This window comes from Parahaliea mediterranea, assembly GCF_017255185.1.
Classification (GTDB): domain Bacteria; phylum Pseudomonadota; class Gammaproteobacteria; order Pseudomonadales; family Halieaceae; genus JAFKCZ01.
In genome coordinates, this window is the sequence record NZ_JAFKCZ010000013.1 from 1 (window position 1) to 23642 (window position 23642).

The following is a 23642-nucleotide window of genomic DNA, read 5'->3' on the forward strand; positions in this document are numbered from 1 at the left end:
AAGCGAATCTGTTCTCGAAGAAAGACCTGATGACGTTGATCAGGCCTTTTCCACCCGAGCAGCCGGGGAGCCCTCCGCAGCTGGCGCTATGGGCGTGAAAAAATGTGGGACAGCAGTGGTATCCGGCCCTGTTTTCCAAGTATTGCTATTCTGTAATGCAACCTTTGCCGGACTGCACGGTCGGTTTGGTACACTTTTTTTCCGTTCCTAGGGGGAATGCCTGTGAGACTCCGAATTCTGGCCCTGGCGGCCGCGCTACTGTTGGTGGCGGGCTGCAGCGAGGAGGTCGCGACACCGCCCGTGGTGCAGGTGGTGGTCAGCGATGTTATCGCCAGGCCCTACCAGCCGAAATCCACCTACGTGGGGCGCCTGCAGGCCCGTGACGACGTGGCCATCCAGGCCAAGGTCACCGGTTACCTGGCCTCCCGTGAGTTTCGCGAGGGCGAGTTCGTGGAGGCCGGCGAAGTCCTCTACACCATCGACGATTCGGAATACGTGGCGGCCCTGGCCCGGGCCAAGGCGCAGCTGGCCTCGGCCACGGCGGCCCAGGCCAACGCCGAGCGCAATCACCGCCGCGGCAAGGAGCTGCTGCCCAAGGGGGCGATTTCCCAGGCGGAAATGGACGACCTGCTCGCCGCCAAGCTCGACGCCGACGCCCAGATCGAATCCGGGCGGGCCCAGGTCACCAGCGCCGAGGTCAACCTCAGCTACACGGTGATCAAGGCGCCGATCAGCGGCCGCATCGGCCGCAGCAGCGCCAGCCCGGGCGACCTGGTGGGGCCCAACACCGGCAACCTCACCACCCTGGTCAGCATCGACCCCATCGAGGCGCTGTTCCAGATCAGCGAGGCCACCTACGTGTCCACCGTGGGCGAACACATGGGCGGCGATCTCACGCCGGAGTCCCTGCGCAGCATCCGCGTGACCCTGGAGCTGGCCGACAACATGGTCTACCCCGAAACCGGCCGCATCGATTACTTCTCCAACCGCATCGACACCACCACCGGCACCATGGAGGCGCGGGCGGAAATCCCCAACCCCTCGGCCATTCTGGTGCCGGGGCAGTACGTGCGGGTGATCCTGCAGGACACCAATCCCCTGCGGGGCCTGTTCATGCCCCAGGCGGCGATCCAGGCCGACCAGCAGGGGCCCTTCGTCCTGGTGGTCAACGACAGCGGCGTGGTGGAGCGGCGCAATGTGGGCCTGGGCGACCGTTTCGGCCAGCACATCCTGGTGCGCCGCGGCGTGGAGGAGGGCGAGTCGGTCATCGTCCGCGGCCTGCAACAGGTGCGCCCGGGCATGCCGGTGGAGGTGAAGGTGCTGCCCGAGACGGGCGCCGGCGACATTCCCGGCGCGATCGTCGAGAGCTGAGGGGGTAGCGCGTGTTCAGTGCATTTTTTATTCGCCGGCCCAAGTTCGCGCTGGTCCTGGCCATTGTGATGACCCTGGTGGGGGGCATCGCCATCTCCGCCCTCCCGATCACCGAGTACCCGGCCATCTCGCCGCCCAATATCGTGGTCAGCGCCAACTATCCCGGCGCCTCGGCCGAGGTGGTGGAGGCCACCGTGGGCACGCCGATCGAGAACGCGGTCAACGGCGTGGAGGACATGATCTACATGTCGTCCAAGAGTGCCAACGACGGCAGTTACCGCCTGACCGTGACCTTCGCCGTGGGCACCGACGCCGACATGGCGCTGGTGCGGGTGCAGAACCGGGCCAAGCTAGCCGAGCCGGCGCTGCCCCAGGAGGTGACGGCCACCGGCCTCAGCGTCGACGAGCGCTCGCCGGACATCCTCAAGATCATCAGCTTCATGTCGCCGGACGAGTCGCTGGATTACAAGTTCATCTCCAATTACGTCAAGATCAACGTACAGGCCGCGCTGGCGCGCCTGGAGGGCATCTCCTCCGCCGACATCCTCGGCGAGGCGGATTACTCCATGCGCCTGTGGCTGGACCCGGACCATATGGCCAAGCTGGGCCTGTCGGTGACCGATGTCACCGCCGCCCTGCGCGAGCAGAACGTGCAGGTGGCGGCGGGCAAGGTCGGCGCGCCGCCCTTTGAGGGGCCCCTGCAGGCGGAGTTCACCCTGCAGACCAAGGGGCGCCTGAACGATGTGGAGGAGTTCGAGCGCATTGTGCTGCGGGCGCGGGAGGACGGCTCGGCGGTCTACCTGCGCGACGTGGCGCGGGTGGAACTGGGCCAAGCGGGTTACAACTTCTTCGGCGAAGTGGACGGCACCCCGGCGGTCAACGTGGCGCTCTACCAGATGGCCGACGCCAACGCCCTGGCGGCGGGTGAGGCGGTGGACGCGCTGGTGGCCGAGCTGGCGCAGAGTTTCCCCGAGGGCCTGGACTACAAGATCGGCTACGACACCACCCGCTATGTCTCCACCGCGGTGTCCCAGGTGGTGCAGTCGCTGTTCGCGGCGGTGGCCCTGGTGGTGCTGGTGACCTTTATCTTCCTCGGTAGCTGGCGCAGCACCCTGGTGCCCACCGTGGCTATCCCGGTGTCGCTGGTGGCGACCTTCGCGGTGCTGCTGGCGCTGGGCATGTCGATCAACACGGTGACCCTGTTCGGCCTGATCCTGGCCATTGGCATCGTGGTGGACGACGCCATCCTGGTGATCGAGAACTGCGACCGCCACCTGCGCGAGGAGCCCGGAATATCGCCGGTGGACGCCGCGCTGGTCACCATGCGCGAAGTCGGCGGCGCGGTGATCGCCACCACCCTGGTGCTGCTCGCGGTGTTCGTGCCGGTGACTTTCCTGCCCGGCATTACCGGCGAGATGTACCGGCAGTTCGCGGTTACCATCTGCGTGGCGGTGGTGTTTTCCTCGATCAACGCGCTCACCCTCAGCCCGGCGCTCTGCGCGCTGCTGCTGAAACCGGGCCAGCCGCAGGAGGCGCGCTGGTACCGCGGTTTTCTCGCCGGCTTCGGCAAGCTCACCGGGGGCTACGATGCCGGCGTGCAGTGGGTGCTGCGGCGCCTGCTGGTGGTGGCCGCCATCTTCGGCTTGTGGATGGGGGGGCTGGCCCTGGGCATGATCAAGGTGCCCACTGCCTTCGTGCCCGCCGAGGACAAGGGCGCGCTGCTGGTGAATGTGCAGCTGCCGGACGCATCGTCCCTCAACCGCACCCGGGACGTGATGGACAAGGTCCGGGAGCTGATCGCCGCGGACCCGGCGGTGGAGAGCGTGACCGCGGTGACCGGTTTCTCGGTGCTCACCGGCGCGCTGTCGAGCAACGGCGGCACCCTGTTCGTGGTGCTCAATCACTGGGATCAGCGCCCGGAGAGCAAGGACAGCGTGTTTAGCGTCACCCGGCGCATCAACGCCGGGGCCTTTGCCGCGATCCCCGAGGCCCAGATCATCGCCATCGCGCCGCCGGCGGTGCCGGGCATGGGCGCGGTGGGCGGCCTCGAGGTGATGGTGCAGGACACGCTGGCGCGCTCGCCGGCGGAGCTGGCCAGCGTGCTCAACAATTTCGTGGTGGAGGCCAACCAGCACCCGGCGCTGCAGAGCGTGTTCAGCACCTACCGCGCCAACGTGCCGCAGTTCTTCGTCGATGTGGACCGCATCAAGGCCAAGAACCTCGGCGTGCCCCTGAGCGAGATCTTCACCACGCTGCAGGCGCAGATGGGTTCGCTGTACGTCAACGACTTCAACATGTTCGGCCAGACCTACCGGGTGATCATGCAGGCCGAGGCGGAGTACCGCTCCGACCTCAACGACCTCGATCACTTCTACGTGAAGTCGAGCCAGGGCAATATGGTGCCCCTGTCGACCCTGGTGACCACGCGGCCAATCCTCGGCCCGGATGTGAGCTCGCGCTACAACATGTTCCGCGCGGCTTCGGTCAGCGGTGGACCGGCCCCCGGCTATAGTACCGGCGAGGCGATGCGGGCCATGGAGTCCGTGGCCGCGGACGTCCTGCCCCCCGGCTACCGCATTGAGTGGACCGGCATGGCCTACCAGGAGCTGCAGGCCGGGCAGACCGCGTCCATTGCCTTCGCCCTCGCGCTGGTCTTCGTCTACCTGTTCCTGGTGGCCCAGTACGAGAGCTGGTCGATCCCCGCGGCCATTATCCTGGTGGTGCCCATGGCCATCGGCGGCGCTATCGCGGCGCTGTTGCTGACCAACCACGCCCTCAACCTCTACGCCCAGATCGGGCTGGTGTTGCTGATCGGCATGGCGGCCAAGAACGCCATCCTGATCGTGGAGTTCGCCCGCCACCGGCGCGAGCAGGAGGGCGAGGCCATCCTGGTGGCGGCGCGCACCGCCGGCCGGCTGCGCTTCCGCGCGGTGTGCATGACCGCCATCTCCTTCATCCTCGGCATCCTGCCGCTGGTGTTCGCCACCGGCGCCGGTTCCGCGGGCCAGCGTTCCCTGGGCATCACCGTGTTTGGCGGCATGCTGGCGGCCTTGCTGGTGGGCACCTTCTTCATCCCCGGCTTCTACGCCATCGTCCAGGGCACGCGGGAGCGGGTGAAGGCGAAGCTGGGCATGGCGGGGCCGGAGCGGGTGACCGAGCAGGCGGCCGAGTAAGCCCACCCCCCAAAAAGGGGTCAGAGCCCTTTATGACTTTTCAACAAAGGGCTCTGACCCCTTTTTTCGGACCCCTTTTTTCGGTGGGTGATTGCACGTGCGGTTGGTCGAATGAATTCGACCCTACATGGTGTGGAGGTATCCCCCTGTAGGGTCGAATTCATTCGACCGGGGACCCAGTCCCACCCTGTCGAATTCATGCGACCACGTCCCCCGTGCCCACTCTTAATCCGCGCTGACACCACTCCCCGGCAACAGGCCCAGGAAATTATCCCGCGCCACCTGGCGCGCGACCGGTGCCGGCAATGCCTTGAGGAAGGGCTCGAAAGCCCGCATTTTCTCCCCCTGCTTCTGGTACTTGCCCAGCGCGTCGGAGCCGATCACAAAGCGCTCCGGGTAGCGCTCCACCAGCGCGACCCAGTCCGGGTCGGGGCGGTCGTCATCGTCCAGCAGGTAGGGGCGCAGCACGGTCCAGGACAGGTCCACGTAGAGGTTGTCGTGCGCCGCCAGCAGGCGGCTCAGCTCGGGCAACAGGAAGTCCATCTTGCCCTGGAAGCGGTGCAGGGTCTTGCTGGTGCCGGCGTGGGCCCAGATCACATTCACCGCGCGGTATTTGGCCAGGGCGTCCTCCAGTTCCCCCACGTACAGCGGGTTGCGCTCGCGCTTGGAGGTGATGTTGCTGTGCAGCAGCACCGGCAGGCCGTGGCGCCCGGCGAAGGCGTAGACCCGGTACATGGCCTCGCTGTTGGCGCGCGGGGTTTCGCCCTCGGTGAGGGCGGTGAGGTCGTCGTGGCGGGTGATCACCTCGCCGATGCCCTGCCACAGGCCCGGGTACAGGGCGACCATGCGTTCCAGGTGCAGGTCGGCGTTCTTGTCGGTGGGGTTGAAGCCGCACAGGAAGGGGCGCAGGCGGGCGCGTTGCGCCGGCGCCAGGGCCTCCAGCGCCTCGGCGAGGTAGGCGTCGGTGGCGCTGAACCAGTAGGTGGCGGCGTCATCCCCGGCGTAGGTGTCGGGGCGCTTGGGTTCGTCCTCCTGCCACTTCTTCATCAGCGCCATGCCCGAGACCATGCTGTCGCCGATACCGGCGGCGTCCATCGCCTCCAGCAGCTGCGGCAGGGGTGCGCCCTGCTGGAAGAAGTCCACCGCGTGCAGGTGGGCGTCACTGTAGCGGAAGTCGTTATCTCCGGCGATGCTGGCGGCGGATACGGCCAGGGCGAGCGCAAGGGCGGCCCGGCGGCGTAGTGGCAATGGGGAGAGGCGCTGCGGCGGCACGGCTACGGTATCCCTTCGGGTGATTACGGATGGCCGCGCCAGTGTAGCAGCGCCACCGCCGGTGTTCACCGGGCCGCTCAATGCGCGTGTAACTTGAGCCCCAGCTGCAGCACTTTGCCCTGCGCCATCTTCTTGACCACCAGTTCGAGGCTGTCGAGACGCAGGCGGTCGCCGACCACCGGCAGGTGGTGCACCCGTTTGCGCATCACGCTGTCCAGGTCGAGGCCGCGCAATTCCTCGGGGATGCGAACGCCATAGGCGGCGCCCACGTCGTCGATCAGGGCCTCGGAGCGCAGTGTAAAGGGGCCGAAGAAGTCGTGGGCCAGCAGGTGGGTGGGGGTGGGCAGGGCGGAAAACAGGTCCGGCAGTTCGCGCGTTTCGTGCGCCGGGGTGAGCAGGACTAGGTAGTCCCCCGGGCGCAGGTTGAGATCGGGGGCCGGCGGCAGGGCCTCGCCTTCGCGTATCACACCCACCACGCGCACCGCCTCGGGGAGCGGCAGGCGATCCAGGCGGTAGGCGTCCGCGGGGCTGCCCGGGTAGATGTGGTAGGCCAGCAATTCCCGTCCATCCTCGCCGGGCAGCGCCACTCCCAGGTGTTCGCGATCCTCGGCGTGGGGCGGCACGTCGAGGCCCAGGCGCCGGGCCAGGGGCGCGATGGTCCAGCCCTGCAGGCACAGCGACAGCAGCACCACGAAGAAGGTCACCTCGAAATAGGTGTCGCTGTACTCCAGTCCCGACAGGTAGGGAAACAGGGCGAGGATAATCGGCACCGCGCCCTTGAGCCCCACCCAGCTGATAAACACCTGCTCGCGCAGCGGAAAGCGGAAGGGCAGCAGGCACAGCAGCACCGCCGCGGGCCGGGCCACGAGCATCAGCACCGCGGCGATCACCAGCCCCGGGTAGATGATATCCACCAGGTTAGAGGGGGTGACCAGCAGTCCCAGCAGCAGGAACATGCCGATCTGGCTCAGCCAGGCGAGGCCGTCCATCAGCCAGCGGATATCGTGCAGGTAGTTCAGCGGGCGGTTGCCCAGCAGCAGCCCGATCAGGTAGATGGCCAGAAAGCCGGAGCCGCCCCACAGGTTGCTGAGGCCGAAGATCGACAGCCCGAAAGTCACCGCCAGCAGGGGGTACAGCACCCGCGGCAGGGTCAGGCGGTTGAGCAGTTGCAGCAGGACCCAGCCGCCGCCCAGGCCGAGCGCCGCGCCCAGGCCCATCTGCTGGAAAAACTCGGCGAACAGGGCCACGCCGATGCCGTCCTGCCCCGCGCTCAACAGCGACAGCAGGGACACGGTGAGGAAAATGGCCATCGGGTCGTTGGTGCCCGACTCGATCTCCAGGGTGGCGCCGCTGCGCTGTTTGAGCTGCAGGCCGGCGGCGTGCAACAGGCCGAACACCGCCGCGGCGTCGGTGCTGCCGACAATGGCGCCGAGCAACAGGCCGTTGAGCAGCGGCCAGTCCAGCACCCAGCAGGCGACCACGCCCACCAGGGCGCCGGTGATGGCGACGCCGAGGGTGGACAGCACCAGCGCCGGCCGCAGCCCGACGCGGAAACTGCTGACATGTGTGCGCAGGCCGCCGTCCAGCAGGATAACCGCCAGCGCGATATTGCCCACCAGGAAGGCGGTGCTCACGTCGTCGAAGCGGATGCCGCCCGGGCCGTCCTCCCCCGCCAGCATGCCCACCACCAGGAACAGCAGCAGCGAGGGCGCGCCGAGCCGCTGGGACAGCCCGGTGATGCCAATGCTGACCAGGCCCAGGAAGGCGCAGATCAGGATGAGCTGGTAGCTGGCGTCGATCACGGTTTGTGGATTAGGCGAACAGGGACTTGAGCCCCGCCAGGGTTTCCGCCGCCCGCTCCTCGTTGGCCTGCTCCGAGGGCTCGCCGCCGCCCTGCCACTGCAGGTCGTCCGGGGGCAGCTCGGCGAGGAAGCGGCTGGGCTCGCAGGGAATGGTCTCGCCGAACTGGCGCCGCGTGGACGCCAGGGTCATGGCCAGGGTCTCCCGGGCGCGGGTGATGCCGACGTAGGCCAGGCGGCGCTCCTCGGCGATATTGTCCTCTTCCACGCTCACCCGGTGGGGCAAAAAGCCCTCCTCCATGCCAACGATGAACACGTGGGGGAACTCCAGGCCCTTGGAGGCGTGCAGGGTCATCAGCTGCACGCAGTCGGGGCCGGCCTCCTCCTCGTCCTGCTGCTCCAGCAAATCGCGCAGGATCAGGCGGTTGATGGCCTCGTCGAGTTCCAGCTCCTCGTCGCGCATCAGGCGGTCGACGCTGTCCACCAGAAAGTGCACGTTGCCCATGCGCCGCTCGGCCACCCCCTCGCTGGAGCTGAGCTGCAGCAGCCAGTCCTCGTAGTTGATATCGCGGATCAGCTGGCGCACGCCGTCGGCGCCGGGCTTGCTGGCGCTCAGGCGGCGCATCTGCTCCAGCCAGTGCTGGAATTCCCGCAGGCGCTTGAGGCTGGCCTCGGGCATCACGCCCTCGCCGATGCGCTCGCAGGCGCCGCTCAGGCTCAGCTGGTGCTCGTTGGCGAACTCGCCCAGCGCTTCCAGGGTACTGGCGCCGAGCTTGCGCCGGGGCACGTTGGCGATGCGCAGGAAGGCGTTGTCGTCGTCGGCGTTCACCAGCAGGCGCAGGTAGGCCATGATGTCCTTGACCTCGTTGCGGGCGAAGAAGGAGGTGCCGCCGCTCAGGTGGTAGGGCACCTGGGCCTGCTGCAGGGCCAGCTCGATCAGCCGCGACTGGTGGTTGCCGCGGTAGAGGATGGCGTAGTCGCCGAAGCGGGTGCGCTTGCGCAGTTTGTGGTCCTGGATCTCCGCCACCACCTGCTCCGCCTCGGCGCGCTCGTCGGCGCAGCGGATCACCCGCAGCGGCTCGCCGTAGCCCAGCTCGCTCCACAACTGCTTGTCGAACACGTGCTCGTTGTTGGCGATCAGGGTGTTGGCGGCCTTGAGGATGCGCGAGGTGGAGCGGTAGTTCTGCTCCAGCTTGACCAGCTTCAGGCCCGGGAAATCCTCCTGCAGCAGCGCCAGGTTCTCCGGCTTGGCGCCGCGCCAGGCGTAGATCGACTGGTCGTCGTCGCCGACCACGGTGAGGCCGCCGCGCAGGCCCACCAGCTGGCGCACCAGCAGGTACTGGCTGGAGTTGGTGTCCTGGTACTCATCCACCAGCAGGTAGTGCAGGCGGTTCTGCCATTTCTCCAGCACCTCCGGGTGGTGTTCAAAGAGAATGGTGGGCAGCAGGATCAGGTCGTCAAAATCCAGCGCGTTGTAGGCCCGCAGGGCCTTCTGGTAGCGCAGGTAGGCCTGGGCGCAGAGCAGGTCCGCCGGCGAGCCGCCCATGGCCACGGCCTGTTCCGGCAGCACCCGGTCGTTCTTCCAGTTGGAAATGCGCTGCTGGATCACCCCCGCCTGGTCGCCCTCGGCGCCGTGTTCCTGGATCAGCAGGTCCTTGATCAGGTTCTTGCTGTCCTCCGAGTCGAAGATGGAGAAGCCGTTTTTGAGGCCCAGGTGCTTGCGCTCGAGGCGGATGACCTGTAGCCCCAGCTGGTGGAAGGTGCTCACCGTGAGGCCCTTGGCCTTGCTGCCCCCCAGTATCTTGCCCACCCGCTCTTTCATCTCCCGGGCCGCCTTGTTGGTAAAGGTCACCGCGGCGATGCGCTTGGCCTCAATGCCGCACTGCTCCACCAGGTAGGCGATCTTGCGGGTGATCACGCTGGTCTTGCCGCTGCCGGCGCCAGCCAGCACCAGCAAGGGGCCGTCGATATAGCGCACGGCTTCGCGTTGGCGGGGGTTGAGTTGGGTCACGCGGGATACTTCGGCCAGGATAAAAAAGAGGCGCCAGTGTAGCAGGAATTCCGGTGTCGGTTTCAGGCTGGCTGAAGGTTTAAGTCAACGCCAACTGACCTCTGCGGCTATGGTCCCGTGGCGCGAGTTTCGGTGAACTTGTTCCCCTCTGTAAAGCGGGCCGCGCGAGGTTCCGCGCCGGCATATTCGAGGAGAACTATGAGCCAAGACGCCTATATCTACGACGCCATCCGCACCCCCCGGGGCAGGGGCAAGCCCGGGGGCGGCCTGTACGAGGTCAAGCCCATCGACCTGGTGGTCACCCTGCTGCGCGAGATGCGCGAGCGCCACCAGTTGCCCGAGGCCCGGGTCGAGGACCTGCTACTGGCCACCGGCGAGCCGGTGAAGGAGCAGGGCCAGAATATCGCCAAGACCGCCCTGGTCTATAGCGGCTGGGACGAGGCGACGGTGGGCGCGCAGCTGAACCGCTACTGCGCCGGGGGCCTGGACGCGGTCAACACCGTGGCGATGAAGATCATGTCGGGCATGGAATCCCTGGGCCTGGCCGGCGGGGTGGAGAGCATGTCGCGCCTGGGCATCGGCGCTGGCGGCGCCGCCGCCGGCGACCCCTGGGTGGCGATGCACAGCTACGGCATCTCCCAGGGCCTGGCCGCGGACCTGATGGCCCACCTCGACGGGTTTACCCGCGAGGATGTCGACCGCTACGCCTGCGAGTCCCAGCGCCGGGCCGCGGCGGCCCGGGACGCCGGCTATTTCGACCGCGCCATCGTGCCGGTGCGCGATCTCAACGGGGTGACGGTACTGGACAGGGACGAGCTTATCCGCGCCACCACGGTCGACGACCTGGCCGGTCTCAAGCCCTCGTTCACCCTGTTCCAGCAGTACGGCCACGGCGAATTCCTCAAGTTCAAGTACCCGCAGGTGGAGCGCTTCGAGTGCATCCACACCCCCGGCAACAGCTCCGGGGTGGTGGACGGGGCCTCCCTGGTGCTGCTGGGCAACCGCCAGGCGGGCGACGAGCTCGGCCTGCGCCCCCGCGCGCGTATCCGCGCCTGCGCCCTCACCGGCAGCGAACCCACGCTGATGCTGGGCGGCCCGGCGCCGGCCTCACGCAAGGCCCTGGAACTGGCCGGCATGGGCGTCGGCGACATTGACCTGTTCGAGCTCAACGAGGCTTTCGCCGCGGTGGTGCTGCGCTACCAGCGGCTGCTGGATATCCCCGACGAGCGCATCAACGTCAACGGCGGCGCCATCGCCATGGGTCACCCGATCGGCGCCACCGGCGCCATGATCCTGGGCGCGGCGCTGGACGAACTGGAGCGGCGCGATTTGAACACCGCGCTGGTGACCCTGTGCGCCGGCGGCGGTATCGGCATCGCCACCATTATCGAACGGGTTTGAGGGAGACAACGATGAGCTACATTCGACTGCAAAAAGACGCCGACGGCATCGTCGAGTTGATCTTCGACCAGCCCGGCAAGTCCGTGAACGTCATGGGCGACGAATACGCCGAGGCCATGCCCCGGGCCCTGGACGAGCTGGAGGCGATGAAGGGCGAGATCGCCGGCGTGTACGTGCGCTCGGGCAAGCCCGGCCAGTTCTTCGCCGGCGGCGATATCACCAAAATGCTGGAGATGGACCTGGACCCGCCGCCGGCGGAGCGCGAGGCCCTGTTCCGCGGCCTGCTGGAGAGCAAGGCGCCCCTGCGCCGGCTGGAATCCCTGGGGGTGCCGGTGGTGGTGGGTATCAACGGCGCCGCCCTCGGCGGTGGCTACGAGATCGCCCTGGCCTGCCATTACCGTATCGCGCTGGATGACAGCAAGGTGCAGATCGGCCTGCCGGAGGCCATGCTGGGCCTGATGCCGGGGGCCGGCGGCGTGGTCCGCCTGGTGCGCCTGCTGGGCATGGAGAAGGCCCTGCCGCTGATCGCCCAGGGCAAGCGCCTGCGCGCGGCCCGGGCGCTGGAGGCGGGCCTGGTGCACGAGCTGGCCGACAGCGAGGACGCCATGGCGGCGCGCGCCAAGGCCTGGATCAAGGCCAACCCCGAGGCCAGGCAGCCCTGGGAGCAGCCCGACTACCGGATGCCCGGCGGCAGCCCCGACGACGAGGCGGCCCAGGGCCTGACCTATTTCGGCCCGGTGAACGTAATGAACCAGACCCGGGGCAACATGCCGGCGCAACAAGTCATCTTCGCCGCGGTGGTGGATACCGCGCGGGTGGACTACGACACCGCCCACCTGGTGGAGGCGCGCTACTTCCAGCGCCTGCTGCTCGACCCGGTCTCGCGCAACATGATGACCACCTTCTTCGTGCAGATGAACCAGCTCGACGCCGGCGCCTCGCGCCCGTCGGGCATCGACAAGCGCGCGGTGAAAAAGCTCGGCATCCTCGGCGCGGGGGTGATGGGCGCGGGTATTGCCTTCAATGCCGCCAAGGTGGGGATCGAGGTGGTGCTCAAGGATCTCGATCTGCAGCGCGCTGAAAAGGGCAAGGCCTACGCGACCGCCGCCTGCGAGCGCGACCGCCGCCTGGACGAGGCGGCCGCGCGGGCGCTGCTGGGGCGTATCCACCCCACCGGCGACGCCGCGGATTTGGCCGGTTGCGACGTGGTGATCGAGGCGGTGTTCGAGGATCGCCGCGTCAAGGCCGCGGTCACCCAGGAAGCCGAGGCGGTGCTGGGCGCCGACGCGGTGTTCGCCAGCAATACCTCGGCATTGCCGATCACCGAACTGGCCGGGGCCTCGGCGCGGCCGGCCAATTTTATCGGCATGCACTTCTTCTCCCCGGCGGAGAAAATGCCCCTGGTGGAGATCATCACCGGCCAGCAGACCTCGGACGAGGCGCTGGCGCTGGCCTTCGACCTGGCCCAGCAGTTGGGTAAAAAACCCATCGTGGTGAAGGACGCCCCCGGGTTCTTCACCACTCGGGTGATCGGCCAGACCATCACCCAGGGCCAGCGCATGCTGGCGGAGGGCGTAAACCCGGCGCTGATCGAGAACGCGGCGGCCTTCAACGGCTCCCCCATGGGCCCGCTGGAAACCCTCGACAGCATCTCCCTGGAAACCGCCTACCACAGCATGCAGGCGCAAAAGGCCGACGCAGAGGCGCGGGGCGAGGCCTTCGCGCCGGCGCCGGAATCCGAGGTGATCCGCATGATGGTGGAGGACTGCCAGCGCACCGGCCGGCAGGCCGGCGGCGGCTTCTACGACTACGACGACAAGGGCAGGAAGGTCGCCACCTGGCCGGGCCTGCGGGAGCGCTTCGCCCCCGAGGGCTATACCGATATCCCCTTCGAGGATGTGCGCGACCGCCTGTTGTTCCCCCAGGTGCTGGAGGCCATCCGCATCATGGAGGAGGGCGTGCTGACCAGCGTGGCCGACGGCAACATCGGCTCGATCATGGGCATCGGCTTCCCGCCCCACACCGGCGGGGTGTTCCAGTGCGTCAATGCCTATGGCGCCAGGGCCTTCGCCGAACGCGCCAGCGAGCTGGCCGAGCGCTATGGCGGGGACTTCGCGCCGCCGCGCCTGCTGTTGAAGATGGCGGAGCGGGGCGAGCAATTTCTCTAGGTTGTGGTAATGTGATATCGGGCTCGGGCATTCGAGTAGCGGCGGCGTGCCAGGTGGATTGGCTGGCCGCCCCGTCAGTGCCGGCTACACGGGCGATAACGCAGGGAAGCAGCAGGGAGAATAGGGATGTTGTTGACTCGACAGATACTTGTCGCCGGCCTGGTGCTGTCGGCGTTGGGAGGCTGCAAGGTCCGTATTGACGTGCCCGAGGGCGGCCGGGTCGAGACCGAGTCCGGCCGCTATCAATGCGACGAGGGCACCGTGTGCGAGCTGGATGTGCGCGACACGGATTTCGACGAGCGCTTCCTGGCGGTGGCGGACGGCGAGCATGTATTTCGGGGCTGGCGTCGGGGCGACGGCCATTTCTGTGGTGGCAGCCTGGACGCCTGCGCGCTCAGCACCACCGGTTTTCCCGGCAATGCCTCGCTGATGGAGGTGTTGCGCTCCGAGCAGGTCTTCCACCTGGCGCCGGTGTTCGAGCCGGCGGAATTTTACCCCGTTGCCGGTACGGTCACCGTGGCCGCGCAGTCCCGCGCGGACGGCGACGTCAACGACGCCATTGCCTCCTACACTCCCAACGACCTGCCCTCACAGGCGCAGCCGGTGTCCAACCCCGCCACCATCGGCGGCTACGCCAATGTGATTGATGTCGGCGAGCCGGGACCGTCGACCGAATTCGGCGACCCGGACGATTTTTACGCGGTGGACCTGCTGGCGGGGCAGGTGATCGCCCTGAACGTCGCGGACCCGGAGCAGGGCGACCTGGACCTCTACCTCTTCGACAGCAATGAACAGATTGTCGATTTCTCGCTCAATACCAGCTACCACGAATCGATCACCGTTGCGCGCAGCGGCCGCTATTCGGTCAACGTTTATGCCTATTCCGGGGCCTCCAACTACACGCTGTCGATAGGCCAGCCCGCCTCCGAAGCGGCCGGCGGCTTCACCGCCTCCGCGGACTTCGACCCCGAGACAGTGGTGGTGCAGTACCGGCAGGCGAACAACCAGCAGGCGCGGACGGCCTCCGCGGATGAACCGCAACCGCGTCTGGAAAACCTGACGAGCCTGTCGGCGGCGAGCGCGGCCCGGGCCGCCGGCGGCCCTGGCAAGGCCGGCCAGTTCCGCGGCGGGGAGCTGGAGCGCAAATGGCGGGCCCTGTCCGCGATCAAGGCCCTGAATACCCGGGCCGATGTGGCGTTCGCCGAACCCAATTACCGCTACCGGGCGAGCGCCCGACCCAATGACCAGTACTACCCGCTGCAATGGCACTACCGCCAGATCAACCTCGCCGAGGCCTGGGACATTACCCGCGGCAGCAGCGATGTCGTCGTCGCGGTGATCGATACCGGGGTGCTCGGCGGGCACCCCGACCTGGGCGGCAAATTCGTCGATGGCTACGATTTTATCAGCGACCCCTACCACTCGGGCGACGGCGACGGTATCGACCCGGACGCCGGGGATCCCGGTGACGGTGGCGTGGCGGGGCAGAGCAGCTATCACGGCTCCCATGTCAGCGGCACGGTGGCCGCCGCCACCAACAACGGCCGCGGTGTGGCCGGGGTTGGCTGGCGCACACGGGTCATGCCGATTCGGGTCCTGGGCGAGGAGGGCGGCACGGTTTACGACATTGCCCAGGGCATCCGCTACGCCGCGGGCCTCGGCAACGACTCGGGCACCGTGCCCGCCAGGCGGGCGGATGTCATCAATCTCAGCCTTGGTGGCGCCGGCAGTTCCCAGGCCCTGCGTAATGCCATTGCGCGTGCGCGAGAACGCGGCGTGATCGTCGTGGCCGCGGCGGGCAACGAGAACAGCAGCCAGCCCAGCTACCCGGCCGCCTACCCCGGGGTTATCTCGGTGGGCGCGGTGGGCCCCGACGGCGTGCGTGCGCCGTACTCCAATTTTGGCGCCACCCTCGATTTGGTGGCGCCCGGCGGGGATATGGGGGTGGACCTTGACGGCGATGGCAACACCGACGGCGTGATCAGCACCGTGGGCAGCGATACCGGGTCCGGGGTCAGCTACGAGATTGGCCTGCAACAGGGCACGTCCATGGCCAGTCCCCACGTCGCGGGCGTTATCGCCTTGATGAAGGCGGTGCGGCCGTCGCTGACACCGGCAGAGTTGGATCAATGGCTGCTGCAGGGGCGCCTGACCATGGACCTGGGCGAAGCCGGTTGGGACGGGCAGTACGGCCACGGCCTGCTCGATGCGGCGAAAGCCGTGCGCACCGCCCGCACCGCGGGGAGCGGCCCGGACACCTCGCCGCCGGTCCTGCGGGTCTACCCCAGGGATGTGGCCCTGGGCGTCGAATCCCAGCTCATTACCATTGGCAATGGCGGTGGCGGCGCGTTGCGGATCGACGGCATCGCCAGCTCGGTGGCCTGGCTGGAAGTATTGGCGGAGGCCGTGGACGACAATGGCCTGGGCCAGTACCGCCTGCGACTGCTGCCGGGCGATCTGTCCCCCGGGGTCTACGAGACCACGGTGCGGATCAACAGCTCCGCGGGGAGCGAGGTGGTGCGGGTGATCGCCAGCGTCGACGAAAGCGGGGCATCGGCAACCAGCGCGGGGGTGCTGTACGTACTGTTGATCGACCAGGCCGGGGAAACCGTCGACCAGCGTGTGCTGCGGCCGGAAGATGGCGGCTATGGTTTCCGTTTCGACCGCGTGAAGGAGGGCCGCTACCGCCTGACGGTTGGTTCGGACATGGATAACGACTTCTATATCTGCGACGCTGGCGAGGCCTGTGGCGCCTATCGCACCCTGTTCAACCCCGATGAAATTGTCCTCGATCGCCCGCGGCGGGGCCTGTCGCTCAATGCCAGCTTCAGTCCCAATATCAACAGCGCCGCCGCCGCCAGCGGGGAAGGCGTCCAGCAGGCCCCGCTGATGATCCGGCGCACGGGGCGCGAGGGGGGTGTCGACGACGGGGGAGAGCGGCTGCCCACACGCCGGCCGTGGACCGGGGAAAGCCGGGACGCCGGGCCTTAGTCGTCGCTGAAACAGGGCCTGTGGTGCTCCACCAGCTCCCGGTTCATGACCTCGTCCATGACCTGGCGCAGCGCGGTGTCGTGTTGCCTGTTCACCGCCGCAGGGGCAAATGTTCGCCGCAGCAGTTCAATGATCACTTGCGTAATGCCGATCATCGGCAGCGCCGCGGCTTCTTCCAGGGGAACCCAGCGAAGATCGTGCAGTTCGCCGTTGCCGCGCAAGGTGCCTTGCAGGTGGCGGGCGTCGGCCAGGAAAAAACGCGCGTCGAAGCGACGCGGGGGGCCGGGCGGGGTGATGGCGCGGGCGAAATAGTGCAGCCGGTCCAGGGCGGGCGCCACCCCTTGCTGGTAGATCGGCCGCCAGCTGGCCGAGCGGCTGTTCACCGGAGCCGGGGTGGGGCGGGTCAGTAGCAGCCCGGTCTCCTCGAAGGTTTCGCGCACCGCGGCCATGCCGATCCCCCGGGCCCGGCTGGGACTGGTGCTGCGGACCAGGCGGTCGCGCGCGGTGGTGTTCAGTTCAAAGGGCGCCGGCACCCGGGCATCCCCGGGGTCGACCCGGCCGCCCGGGAACACGTAGTTGTTGGGTACGAACACATGCTTCGCGCTGCGCAGTCCCATCAGCACTTCGCGCTGGTCACGCAGGATAATCAGTGTGGCGGCATCGACGGGGCGCATGCATTTTCCGGTTCGCGGTCAAACAGTGCCGCCAGTGTAGCCTGGACGCAACGCGCGGCCCAGGCTCTTTATCGCGTTTCGGTCCGCCTGGAATCAGGGCGTCTCGCAGGCAAAGTTCTCCGCCCGGCTGGTGTCACCACCTTGATAAACGGCGCGGGCCGGCAGGGCGCAGAGCGGGCGGCTGCGCTGGACCTCGCCGTCCGCGTCGCGTTGCAGTGCGCGTATGCGGTCCGGGGCCTCGCCCTGCTCCACCCAGCGATCGATAATGTCCAGCGGGTCGAATTCATCGGCGGTGAGCCCGGTGCGCTCCCAGCAGTGGCCGAAACCCGGAACGGTAACGAAGCGCGTTGTCTCCGCCAGCGACGATTCGCCGGTCACTTGCCGGGCCTGTTCGACGTAGTCGAAAAAGCGTTCCGGGAGCATCATCGGGTCCGCCAGGCCGTGGTAGTAGAACAGGCGGGTGCCGGCGGCGTTGAGGCCGCCGAGATCCGGGTTGGTCGCGTCCAGCAAGGGCGAGAGGGCGCGGATATTGTCGATTTCATCGGCCAGCGCATAGTCGTGGGGCCGAAAGGGCTCGCTGGAGGGAATGCCGTAGGCAAGACGCAGGTAGCCCTCGCTGGCGCGCTCGCCCCAGGCCCTGTCGTCGTCGGTGCCGACGAGCCACACGGTCCAATAGTCTTCCGATCCGGGCGCGACCCCGGGGAACAGTTGCTCGCCATTGGCGTTGGCGCCGCGGTAGAGGCGCTCGATGGCGGAGACTTCCGCGTCGGTGAGGCATTCGGCGGTTTCGCCGGCGCGGCAGCGCAGGGCGGCCACGTCGGGCTCGCACTGCTGTGGCCGTGAAACGATACCGTCCTCGACCCCGTCCAGCGCGTCGCAGCGCTGTTTCACGTGCCGGCTCAGCAGCGGAACCTTGGCCTGGTCGATGACGGCGCGCCCGTCCCGGTCGCGGGTGGTCTGCAACAACCACAGTCCGTAGATACCGCCATAACCGCTGAGGTCGAACACGCCATCGCCAGCGGCGATACCATCGAACAGGTCGGGGTAGCGCTGGGCGGCGTACAGGCCGAGACGGCCGCCGTTGGAGCAGCCGGAGAAGTAGGTGCGGCGCGGTTCCCGCGCGAAATAGGTCGATGTAATGTGTTGGCCGGTGGCCACCGCCAGCGGCATCCAGGCTCCGGCGAACAGCTCGAGCGCGCGCGGGTCGCCGATCGCCCAGTCCGTGTCGGTGTTCACCGCCTGGTGCCCGCTGTCGGTCTGGATGGCCGTATAGCCCGCCGCCAGCGCGGAGTTAAGGGTATTGCTGTGGCCGGGTTTGTCCGGCGCCAGGTAGCCGCAGAATCCGCCGCAGCCGGCCACCACGAACTTGCCGTTCCAGTCGGAGGCCGGCATGCGCATTACAAAACCGATCCGCTCCTCGATACGGCCTTCCACCTGGCAGAAGTCCGGTAGGTCCTCGCGGTCGGTGACCAGGGACGCCTTCTCGATTTTGGTGGCGGGGGCGTCTGTCGCGGCCAGGTTGGCGCAGGCCTCCGCGGGGGTGTTCGCCTGGGCGGGAAGTGTGCCGGCCACGGCGAGACCCAGGCCGGCCAGCAGCGCGGTACGAAAGCGCATGGGCATTTCCTTGTTAAAATTTTGGCTGTGGAGGAAAGACGCCCCGTTGTATCGCCATGGCGATTGCGGCAACCCCCGCGGCTAGCGGGGCGTCCTGGCTATCGTTCGATCAGGCGATGCGCTCGATCAACATCGCGCTGCCGGTGCCCGCGGCGCCAGCGGCGGACACGATGCCGCGCTGCAGGTCGCGGCGCTCGAGTTCGTCGAGCAAGGTGCCGAGCATCATCGAGCCGGTGGCGCCCATGGGGTGGCCCAGGGCGATCACGCCGCCGTTGACGTTGAGTTTGTCTTCGGGGAGGTCGAGTTCGCGCAGCGCCATCACCGAGATCGCGGCAAAGGCCTCGTGGATCTCGAACAGGTCCACGTCGGCGGCGGTCATGTGTTGCGCGGCCAGCAGGGCGCGGGTGGCCTCGACACAGCCGGACAGGACCTGGGTGGGGTCCGCCGCCACCGTATTGCTGGCCACGATGCGGGCCCGGGGCCTGGCATCCAGTGCGCCCTCGGCGGCCACCAGCACCAGCGCCGCGCCGTCGGCCATGGCCGGGGAATTGCCGGGGGTGTGGATGTGCCGCACGACATCCAGGCCGGCATGGGCGGCCAGCTGGAAGGCGTCGACACCGGCGGCGCCGGCCTTGGCGAACACGGGTTCCATGGCCGCCAGGCTTTCGGCGGTGGTGTCCGCTCGGATGCACTCGTCCGCCTCGCAGCGCGTGCCATCCGGCCGGTCAATGGGCACGATGGAACGGAAATAGCCGTTCTCCCTGGCGTGGGCGGCGCGCTGCTGGCTGAGCGCGGCCACCGCGTCGGCCTGTTCGCGGCTGACATCGTGCAGGGTGGCCACCAGGTCGGCGCCGTTGCCCATCATCAGCATTTTGCAGCGGGCGGCGAAGGCCGGGTCCTTGAACGCCCGCGCCTCGTCCGCCAGCATCGGCACCCGCGACATCATTTCCACGCCGCCGGCCACCGCGGTGTCCACCAGCCCCGCTTCGACCTTGAGCGCCGCCAGCGCCACGCTGTCGACACCGGAGGAGCAGTAGCGGTTGATGGTCATGCCGGGCACCGCGCTGGGCCAGCCGGCGTAGAGGGTGGAGGCCTTGGCGATATTGCCCGCCTGCTCGCCGTGCTGGGTGGCGCAGCCGAGGATCACGTCCCCCACCCGGGCCGGGTCCAGCCCGGCGCGCTCGCCGAGGGCCGCGTAGAGCTGCTTCAGCAGGTCGTGGGGCGTGAGCGGGTGCAGGCCGCCGGTATCCTTGGCGCGGCCGCGGGGGCTGCGAATGGCGTCGTAGATCAGGGCTTGGGTCATGCGTCGACTCCGATAATCAGGCTGGCGCAGGTGGTGGCGCTGCCGCCGAGGTTGAAGGTGGCCAGGTTGCGGGCATGCGGCAATTGGCAGTCACCGGCGCGGCCGGTGACCTGCCGGGCGCAGTCCAGGGCCATGCGCACGCCGGTGGCGCCCACCGGGTGGCCGAGGCCGATCAGGCCGCCGCTGGGGTTGATGGGAAAGTCGCCGTCGGCGGCGATGCGGCCCTCGACGACGGCCTTCCAGCTTTCACCGGGGGCGGTGAGGCCGCTGTGGTCGATGGCCATGTACTCGGTGACCGAGAAGCAGTCGTGGGTTTCCAGGCCGTCGAGGTCGGTGACCGCGGCCATGCCGGCGCGCCGCAGGGCGTCGCGGAACATATCGTTGACGTGGGGGAACAGCAGCGGGTGGCCGGCGCTGAGCCGCAGTTTATGTTCCAGCGACAGCGGCGCCGAGCGGTGGCCCCAGCCCTTGATGCGCGGGATGTCCGCCAGTTGCAGGCCGCGGCGCTCGGCGTGCTCCCGGGCGGCGGCCTCGCCGGCCAGAATCACGCAGGCGGCGCCGTCGGTGATCTGCCCGCAGTCCATTTTGCGCACCCGGCCCTCGATCACCGGGTTGAGGTCGTCGTCGGCGCTGAAACAGCCGGCGGGAAACTGCCAGTTGCGGCTCTGGGCCAGGGGATTGCGCTTGGCGTTGCCGAAATTGATCTCGGCGATGCGCGCCAGGTGATCGCCCTCGATACCGTGGCGGCTGTCGTACTCGCGGGTGATGCGGTCGAACATGAAGGGCCAGGGGTAGTTGCAGTCGGTGGCCTCGTGGCCGGCCCAGGCGGCGGCGCCGAGGTACTCCGCCCCGGTTTTGCCGTCGACATTGCGCATCAGCTCAAGGCCCACCACCGCCGCGGTCTGGTAGTGTCCGGCCTCGATGTCGCGCATCGCCGCCAGCAGGGCCATGGAGCCCGAGGCGCAGGCGGCCTCGTGGCGCGCGGTGGGGATGCCGTTCAGTTCCGGGTAGACCTCGGCGAAGAAGCCGTTGATCAGGCCCTGGCGGGCGAACAAATCGCCGACGAAGTTGCCGACATGCCCGACCTCGATCTGCGCCGGCTCGATGGCGGCGTCGGCAACACCGGCGGCCAGCGCCTCGCGGAACATGTCGTAGATTTCCAGGCCCTCGCGGGCCCAGTTGCGGGCGAAGTCGGTCTGACTGCCGCCCAGGATGTAGACGTGACTCATGATGGGGTCTCCTCGCTGACCAGATCCTGCAGGTTGCCGCGCACCACCTTGCCCACCGGGTTGCGGGGCAGGGCGTCCAGCACCACCAGGCGCTCGGGCAATTTGAATTTGGCGATGCCCTGTTCCAGCAGCCACTGGCACAGTTGTTCCAGGCTGGGGGGCTCGGTGTCCGGCGCGGGCACCACGCAGGCGCAGACTTTTTCGCCCAGCATCGGGTCGGCGTAGGCGCACACCGCCGCCTCCGCGAGGCCGGGGTAGCCCTCCAGCACGGTGTCGATGTCGCTGGGTGAGATCTTCATGCCGCCGCGGTTGATGATGTCCTTGCAGCGGCCGACGATGCGGTAGTAGTTGGCGGGCTCGCCGCAGATTTCCACCAGGTCGCCGGTGCGGAACAGGCCGTCGTCGGTGAACACGCCCTCGCCGCTGTGGCCGAGGTAGCCGTCGAACACCGCTGGGCCGCTAATGCACAGTTCGCCGGGGGTGCCCGGCGCGGTGATTTCGGCGCCGCTCTCGGTATCGATCACCCGGGTGATCGTGGAGGCGTGAGCCTCGCCCTCCCAGGGCATGCCGGGCACGCCGAGCCGCGGGAACATGGCGGCGCGGTATTCGGGGCTGGGGGCCGTCGCCGGGGTGGAGAACAGGCTGATGCCCTCGTTGGAGCCGTAGAAATTGACGATGGGCTTGCCGTAGTCGCCCTCAATTTTGGCGATCATCGCCGGCGACAGGGGCACCGAGCCGGAGCCGAAGGCGCGCAGCGAGCCGAAGTCGCATTGCTGCCATAGCTCGGGCCGCTGGGCCAGCTGATTGAGCAGAGCCGGCGGCGCGATGGTGAAGGTGGCGCGCTCCTGTTGCAGCTGGCGCAGGTACAGAGGCGGGTCCATGGGGTGGTGCAGCACCAGGTTGGCCCCCAGCAGGGCCGAGGGGAACAGGAAGCCGCCGATGGCCGCCATGTTGATCAGCGGGAAGGGCGCCAGCAGGGTTTCTCCCTCGCGGTAGTCGCCGGCGGCCATGGTATTGCGGGCGATGGCCAGCCACATATTGTGTGAGCGCGGCACGCCCTTGGGGGTGCCGGTGGTGCCCGAGGTCCAGGCCACGGTGACGATGTCGTTGGCGTCCGCCGGGTGCGCCGCCAGGTGGGCCGCGAGGGCTTCCCGGTCGAAGGTCTGTCCCGGGCCGCCGGCGGCGAGATCCGTGCCCACCGCCCACACCGGGCTCTCGGGCAGGGCCTCGCGGGCGCGCGCCGCCAGCTCCTGGTCGCGGAAGCGCGCCAGGGTAATCACCGCCGCCGGTTCCAGCACCCCGGCGAACTGCTTCAGCTCGTGGGCGCCGTACTGCACCGGGATCGGCGAGATGATCGCGCCCAACTGGCTGGCGGCGTAGTACAGCGCGACCAGCTCGCTGATGTTGGGCAGTTGCACCAGCAGGCGGTCGCCGGCGCCCACGCCCCGCGCCAGCAGTTCCGCCGCGAGCTGCTCACTGAAGGCCGCGAGGGCGGCGAAGTCCAGGCGGTGCGGCGGCAGGTCGGTGAGTTCTTCCTTGTTGGGTTGGTCGACCACCGCCGGGGCCTCCGGCGTGCGTCGCGCCCAGCCCGCCAACAGGGCGTGCAGGGTATCGCCGCCCCAGTAGCCGGCCTCGGTCATCGCGCGAATGCGCTCGGGTGTACTGGTGCGCATGTCAGCCTCCCTCGCGGGCGTTGTGGTATTCGGAAACGAGCCTATCGACCAGGTCGGCGATGGGCAGGATCTCGTCGATGGCGCCGGCGCCCTGGCCCGCGGCCCACACATCGCGCCAGCGCTTGGCGTCGCCGGCCGAGCGGGTGATGTCGATGGCGCCCGCCGCGGGCATGTTGTCAGGATCATAGCCGGCCTTTTCCAGGCTGCCGCGCAGCCAGTTGGCCTTGACTCCGGTGAGGGCGTCGGAGCAGATGATGTCCTCGCCGCTGGCGTCGACCACCATCTGCTTGTAGTCCTGCTCCGCCATGCTCTCGTGGGTGGCGATGAAACGGGTGCCCAGATAGGCGTAGGTGGCGCCGAGGACTTGTGCGGCGCGGATGGCGCGGCCGGAGGAGATGCCGCCGCCGAGCACGATGGGGCCGTCCCAGAAACGGCGCACCTCCTCCACGAAGGCGAAACCGGACAGCTGGCCGGTGTGCCCGCCGGCGCCCGCCGCCACCAGCACCAGCCCGTCCACGCCGGCGTCGATGGCCTTGCGCGCGAAGCGGGTGTTGATCACGTCGGCGTAGATCTTGCCGCCGTAACCGTGGATGGCTTCGACCGCGTCCCGGGGGCTGCCCAGGGCGGAAATCATGATCGGGGCCTGGTATTTCACCGCCAGCGCCAGGTCCTCGTCACGGCGGGCGTTGGAGCGGTGCATCATCAGATTGATGGCCCAGGGCGCGTCGCGCGCCGGGTCCAGCTCGCCGGTGATCTGCTGCAGCCAGGCCTCGAGGTCGTCGGCGGTGCGGGCGTTCAGCGAGGGGAAACTGCCGACCACTCCCGCCTTGCAGCTGGCGATCACCATATCGGGACCGGATTGCAGGAACATCGGGGCCTGGAAGGCAGGGATGCGCAGGTTGGGTAATGGTTCAATCATTGTGGCTTACCGTTTATCCGTATTAAAAGTTGCGATGCAGGTGC

At 68.2% G+C, this 23642-nt stretch carries 15 protein-coding genes; 6 read left to right on the plus strand and 9 right to left on the minus strand.

Going from position 1 to position 23642, the window contains the following annotated elements; all coding sequences use genetic code 11:
* From JYP50_RS16460 to JYP50_RS16470, 3 genes are all read left to right on the plus strand, one after another.
* The coding region (locus JYP50_RS16460; protein ID WP_206561655.1) for a hypothetical protein at positions 1 to 211 on the plus strand (211 nt) is incomplete at its 5' end.
* An 11-nt stretch (positions 212 to 222) separates the two neighbouring features.
* On the plus strand, positions 223 to 1371 hold the full coding sequence (locus JYP50_RS16465; protein WP_206561656.1) for an efflux RND transporter periplasmic adaptor subunit: 1149 nt from the start codon (positions 223 to 225) through the stop codon (positions 1369 to 1371).
* 11 nt (positions 1372 to 1382) lie between these two features.
* Positions 1383 to 4544, plus strand: coding sequence for a multidrug efflux RND transporter permease subunit (locus tag JYP50_RS16470; RefSeq protein ID WP_206561657.1), 3162 nt, complete (start codon positions 1383 to 1385; stop codon positions 4542 to 4544).
* A gap of 225 nt (positions 4545 to 4769) precedes the next feature.
* Here JYP50_RS16470 and JYP50_RS16475 read toward each other — a convergent pair whose 3' ends face one another.
* The 3 genes from JYP50_RS16475 to rep form a co-directional block, all read right to left on the minus strand.
* On the minus strand, positions 4770 to 5816 hold the full coding sequence (locus tag JYP50_RS16475) for an amidohydrolase family protein (RefSeq protein WP_347136823.1): 1047 nt from the start codon (positions 5814 to 5816) through the stop codon (positions 4770 to 4772).
* A gap of 77 nt (positions 5817 to 5893) precedes the next feature.
* Complete coding sequence (locus JYP50_RS16480) at positions 5894 to 7618, minus strand: potassium/proton antiporter (protein ID WP_206561658.1); 1725 nt, start codon at positions 7616 to 7618, stop codon at positions 5894 to 5896.
* A 10-nt stretch (positions 7619 to 7628) separates the two neighbouring features.
* Positions 7629 to 9626, minus strand: coding sequence for a DNA helicase Rep (gene rep / locus JYP50_RS16485; RefSeq protein WP_206561659.1), 1998 nt, complete (start codon positions 9624 to 9626; stop codon positions 7629 to 7631).
* Between the two features lie 198 nt (positions 9627 to 9824).
* Between rep and JYP50_RS16490 the strand changes: the two genes are divergently transcribed.
* The 3 genes from JYP50_RS16490 (at position 9825) to JYP50_RS16500 (ending at position 16186) form a co-directional block, all read left to right on the plus strand.
* Positions 9825 to 11027: an acetyl-CoA C-acetyltransferase gene (locus JYP50_RS16490; RefSeq protein ID WP_206561660.1), complete on the plus strand. Its 1203-nt coding sequence runs from the start codon at positions 9825 to 9827 to the stop codon at positions 11025 to 11027.
* A gap of 11 nt (positions 11028 to 11038) precedes the next feature.
* Positions 11039 to 13195, plus strand: coding sequence for a 3-hydroxyacyl-CoA dehydrogenase NAD-binding domain-containing protein (locus JYP50_RS16495; protein ID WP_206561661.1), 2157 nt, complete (start codon positions 11039 to 11041; stop codon positions 13193 to 13195).
* 126 nt (positions 13196 to 13321) lie between these two features.
* Complete coding sequence (locus tag JYP50_RS16500) at positions 13322 to 16186, plus strand: S8 family peptidase (RefSeq protein WP_206561662.1); 2865 nt, start codon at positions 13322 to 13324, stop codon at positions 16184 to 16186.
* Here JYP50_RS16500 and JYP50_RS16505 read toward each other — a convergent pair.
* The 6 genes from JYP50_RS16505 to JYP50_RS16530 form a co-directional block, all read right to left on the minus strand.
* Positions 16183 to 16860, minus strand: a complete 678-nt coding sequence (locus tag JYP50_RS16505; protein ID WP_206561663.1) for an NUDIX hydrolase — start codon at positions 16858 to 16860, stop codon at positions 16183 to 16185. The genes JYP50_RS16500 and JYP50_RS16505 overlap by 4 nt on opposite strands.
* 93 nt (positions 16861 to 16953) lie before the next feature.
* A complete protein-coding gene (locus tag JYP50_RS16510; RefSeq protein ID WP_206561664.1) occupies positions 16954 to 18474 on the minus strand; it encodes a tannase/feruloyl esterase family alpha/beta hydrolase in 1521 nt (506 codons plus the stop codon).
* 109 nt (positions 18475 to 18583) lie between these two features.
* Positions 18584 to 19777: an acetyl-CoA C-acyltransferase gene (locus tag JYP50_RS16515; RefSeq protein ID WP_206561665.1), complete on the minus strand. Its 1194-nt coding sequence runs from the start codon at positions 19775 to 19777 to the stop codon at positions 18584 to 18586.
* Positions 19774 to 21006 carry an acetyl-CoA acetyltransferase gene (locus tag JYP50_RS16520; protein WP_206561666.1) on the minus strand — a complete coding sequence of 411 codons (1233 nt, stop codon included), beginning with the start codon at positions 21004 to 21006 and terminating at the stop codon, positions 19774 to 19776. Before JYP50_RS16520 ends, JYP50_RS16515 begins: the two co-directional genes overlap by 4 nt.
* Positions 21003 to 22679 (minus strand): class I adenylate-forming enzyme family protein, encoded by a 1677-nt coding sequence (locus JYP50_RS16525; protein WP_206561667.1) that lies wholly within the window; start codon positions 22677 to 22679, stop codon positions 21003 to 21005. Before JYP50_RS16525 ends, JYP50_RS16520 begins: the two co-directional genes overlap by 4 nt.
* Position 22680: 1 nt before the next feature.
* Entirely contained in the window at positions 22681 to 23598 is a 918-nt protein-coding gene (locus tag JYP50_RS16530) for an NAD(P)H-dependent flavin oxidoreductase (protein WP_206561668.1), read from the minus strand.
* Positions 23599 to 23642 lie beyond the last annotated feature (44 nt).